Annotated in this window: 5 protein-coding genes; 4 read left to right on the forward strand and 1 reads right to left on the reverse strand. The window is 61.8% G+C overall.

Features of this window, described 5'->3' with window-relative positions:
• Positions 1-107 (forward strand): transposase (locus tag CCR82_RS05180; RefSeq protein ID WP_201243171.1); only part of this gene is annotated, 107 nt, incomplete at its 5' end.
• Positions 108-220: 113 nt separating this feature from the next.
• The gene (locus tag CCR82_RS05185; RefSeq protein WP_201244343.1) at positions 221-829 is read left to right on the forward strand and encodes a hypothetical protein; all 609 of its coding nucleotides are present in this window, start codon (positions 221-223) and stop codon (positions 827-829) included.
• 261 nt (positions 830-1,090) lie between these two features.
• Here the strand turns inward: CCR82_RS05185 and CCR82_RS05190 are convergent, their stop codons facing one another.
• On the reverse strand, positions 1,091-1,645 hold the full coding sequence (locus tag CCR82_RS05190) for an SDR family NAD(P)-dependent oxidoreductase (RefSeq protein ID WP_201244344.1): 555 nt from the start codon (positions 1,643-1,645) through the stop codon (positions 1,091-1,093).
• A 651-nt stretch (positions 1,646-2,296) separates the two neighbouring features.
• On the opposite strand from CCR82_RS05190, the gene CCR82_RS05195 reads away from it, so the two are divergent.
• Together CCR82_RS05195 and CCR82_RS18475 are read left to right on the forward strand one after the other, a co-directional pair.
• Positions 2,297-2,599, forward strand: coding sequence for a hypothetical protein (locus tag CCR82_RS05195; protein ID WP_201244345.1), 303 nt, complete (start codon positions 2,297-2,299; stop codon positions 2,597-2,599).
• Positions 2,600-2,662: 63 nt separating this feature from the next.
• Positions 2,663-3,229, forward strand: a complete 567-nt coding sequence (locus CCR82_RS18475) for a type I restriction-modification system subunit M N-terminal domain-containing protein (RefSeq protein WP_338073104.1) — start codon at positions 2,663-2,665, stop codon at positions 3,227-3,229.
• Positions 3,230-3,272: the final 43 nt, after the last annotated feature.

Consider the following 3,272-nt stretch of genomic DNA (forward strand, 5'->3'; position numbering starts at 1 on the left):
TGGGGTTTCGTCAGTTCCTGACCCGTGGGCTGCAGAACGTCCAAGGCGAATGGACCCTGGTGTGCCTGGCGTGGAATCTCAAACGCATGGCCGTGCTGCGCCCGTAATCAGAAAAAACCCGAGAAAACAGCGATTTTTGCCAAAATAGCGCCATTTTTCGCCCCGAAAGGGGCTCAAAAGATGATTCGGACCGTTAAGTCCGACAGGCTGCTAGGCGGGATTGCCCATCGGGCTCTGGGCTCTGGGCTTCAGGCTTCGGCACGAGGGTTGCGTGAAGAGACGGGAGAACAGAATCGGTTGCACCGCTGCGGCCATCCATTCCCGTCTGTCTTTGAGGACCATGATGACCACCCGAATCTATATCCGCGCCCGCGATCCGCAGAACGGTCGGCGTCTGGTTGAAGAACTGATCGCCGACGGCATCGATCCTGAGGCCTTTACGCTGATCGGCCAGCAGCTCCCTAGCGGACTTCCCGTCAAGACCAGACGTTGGCGCAGCGATGCAAGTGCGCTGCTCCGTGGTGCCCTCATCGGCGCCGCTGGCATGTTGGCAGTCTCCCTATTGCTGCTGCAGGCATTGCAGCCGTTTGCTCTGCTGACACTGATTGTCATCGGCGCCGCTATCGGCGGCGGCTGGTGGCTAAGGCGTCATCGCAGCGCCAACCTCCCGCTCTCCGCCCAGCAGCAGGCCTTGCAAGGCGGTGAGCTCTTGATCTTGGCAGACCTGCCAGATGCCGAAGCGCCGCGGATCGAAGAACGCGTCAGCCAAGGTCACCCCGAGCTCTTGGTGCTTGGCCCAGATGCCGGCGGATCACCGCCGTTTCCTTAACGCTCCAGAGATTGCTGCCTGTTCAGACGGGCCAGCAGCCCTGGCCTTGTACCTCCTCGTTCTGCCTCCGGGTATCAGGTTATTCCGGCGGCGTATAGCCTGGCCATCCAACCGCATCCGCCGTTACATTGAGGGAGGGCCGACGGCGTTCTTCCATGCAAGCCAGCAGCGCCTCATCTCAGACCGGCTGACCCTAGCGAGGACACCGATTGAAAACCCTTCCGCACCTTTTCGCCAATAACCGCGCCTGGGCCGAGTCCGTCAAGCCGCTTCAGCGAGCTGGTCGATCATCCCCATCAGTCGCCGGCGCGCCTCGTCGTCGCGGGCCTGCACCTCGGGCTCGGCCTGATCCATGCGGTCGAAATAGGCGCCAGTGATATCGGCGAGCATCGGCGCCGTCGCTAGACGCTCTTCCGCCTCGGCGCCTGCTTCAGCGGGACCTAGGGCACTGCCGAAGCCCTGCCGGACCATCTTGGTGTTGAGCAGGCTGCCAGGGTGAAGCGCGTTGACGGTGACGCCCTGTGACTTCAGCTCATCGGCCAGCTCCATCGTGGCCATGACCAGGGCCAGCTTGCTCTGCGCGTAGGCGCGCTTGCCGTCATAGCCTCGGGTCAGCATCAGATCGTCGAAATCGATCTCGGCTTGGGCGGCGGACGCAACCATCACCACCCGCGCGCCTCCCTTATCCTGTTCGCGGCTGCGCCCGTGCACCAGCACGGTCGTGCGCCGCGCGCTCAGGCGCGAGGCCGTCAGCCGACCGATGCCGTCGGTCGCTCCAGTGACTAAGGCCACATGGCCTCGAAGATCGTCCGTCATTGGCTTACCTCCTCAAAATATCCGATCTGCAATCGGATCTGCATAACGCTGTAACGCCCCCTTTGTTGTAGCGCAGGAGAAAGACGCTTCAGATGCCGGGGCGTCTCGATCTCGGATCTCCACTCAGACGCCGCAGGCCCAAGGCGTGGGGATTCCACAACCTGAAGCCCAGCCGTGCAGCTAGCGCTGCAAGAACCGAGCCTCGCCAACCGGCGACAGACAAGGCGAATCAGGCAGCCAAGCAGGAGCGGCTTAACAGGCAGGCAGACGGCAAATCAAACTGGCAGGCAGTCGGGGGAGGGGCTCGGGGGCTTTACACCAGAGTCGGAGGAAATGCCCCAGCAGATCTCGTCATCGCAAGGCTCGCAGGTACTCTAGCCGCTCGTGACGGGGGTTAATGTCCGAGCTGAAAAGGCCGATACGAGCAAGCTCGGAGTGTCGGCACGGATGCTGCGTCGCTGTTGCCACTCGTTCAGTTTGAGCTGCCTGTTGCTTGCGTCCGGTCGATAGCTGGTCATCTTTCAGCTGGTCATCCTTCGTGCTCCGGCCATCCTTCAATGACCCAATCTCCGCCGATCCTAGGACCAGAACCAACGACTGCAGCGACTGAATTCATCTGATGCCACGCAAACGCGGGCAGGAGACGACACTATGCATATCTGCCTTACACCTCAGCGCAGTCTCGTTTTGGCAACTGCGCTGGTCCTTGCGCCCCTGGCGCTGTCAGCGCAGGCCGCTGATGACCGGGTGCCTGGAGACGAATGGACCAAGGATGAGCCTAGCCAGCAACAGTTTCCGGGTAGCCAGTGGGATAGCGGCGAGGAGCGCCCCAGCGAGGTCCGTGGTTTGCCAGATTTTCGATTCCCGAAGAATAATGTGGGCGAGGTCGAGCGGCCCCCCAGCCAGAACCCTAGCTCCAATCTGGAGAACAGCCAGAATGCGCCGAAGCAATAGGTCTCTGTAGCCGACACAAACCCAGCCAAGCGCTACGCCCAGCAAAAGGACACAAGACCATCCGTGAACTTCCAGGCCCACGACGCACTCAAAGCCAAGATCTGGGAAATCGCCAACCGCCTGCGTGGGCCTTACCGACCGCCACAGTACCGCCTGGTGATGCTGCCGATGGTGGTGCTGCGCCGGCTTGACTGCGTGCTGGCGCCGACCAAAGATGCCGTGCTCGAGCGATACCAAAGCCTGCAGGCCCAACAGATGCCCGAAGCGGCCATGGATAAGCTGCTCGGCAAGGCCGCCGATCCGACCCGCAAGCATCCGCTCTACAACACCAGCCCCTACAGCTTCGAGCGGCTGCTCGGCGACTCCGAGAATATCGCGCCTAACCTGGGCGCCTACATCACCGCGCTGCCAAGGCTGCCGATCTCAAGCTCCCGGCCCCGATCAAGAAGGCCATCTTTGCCGCCCTCGGCAAACGCGACCCTGAGGCTGAGATTTGCCGTTACAGCAAGGGCCGACCCGAGCCGGATAGCGAACTCCGCGATACCGCAGCAATTCCAAATTTGCCCTGTCACCGCCTTAAGCGCCGCGCTTTTGGTGGAGGCTGGGCCGGTTCGAGCGCCTCGAGCATAAACGTCAACAGCTCCTCCCATGAGGCATAGACGGTATAGAGCGT

The sequence above is a fragment of the Halochromatium salexigens genome (assembly GCF_016653295.1).
In the GTDB taxonomy this organism is placed as follows: Bacteria; Pseudomonadota; Gammaproteobacteria; order Chromatiales; family Chromatiaceae; genus Lamprobacter; species Lamprobacter salexigens.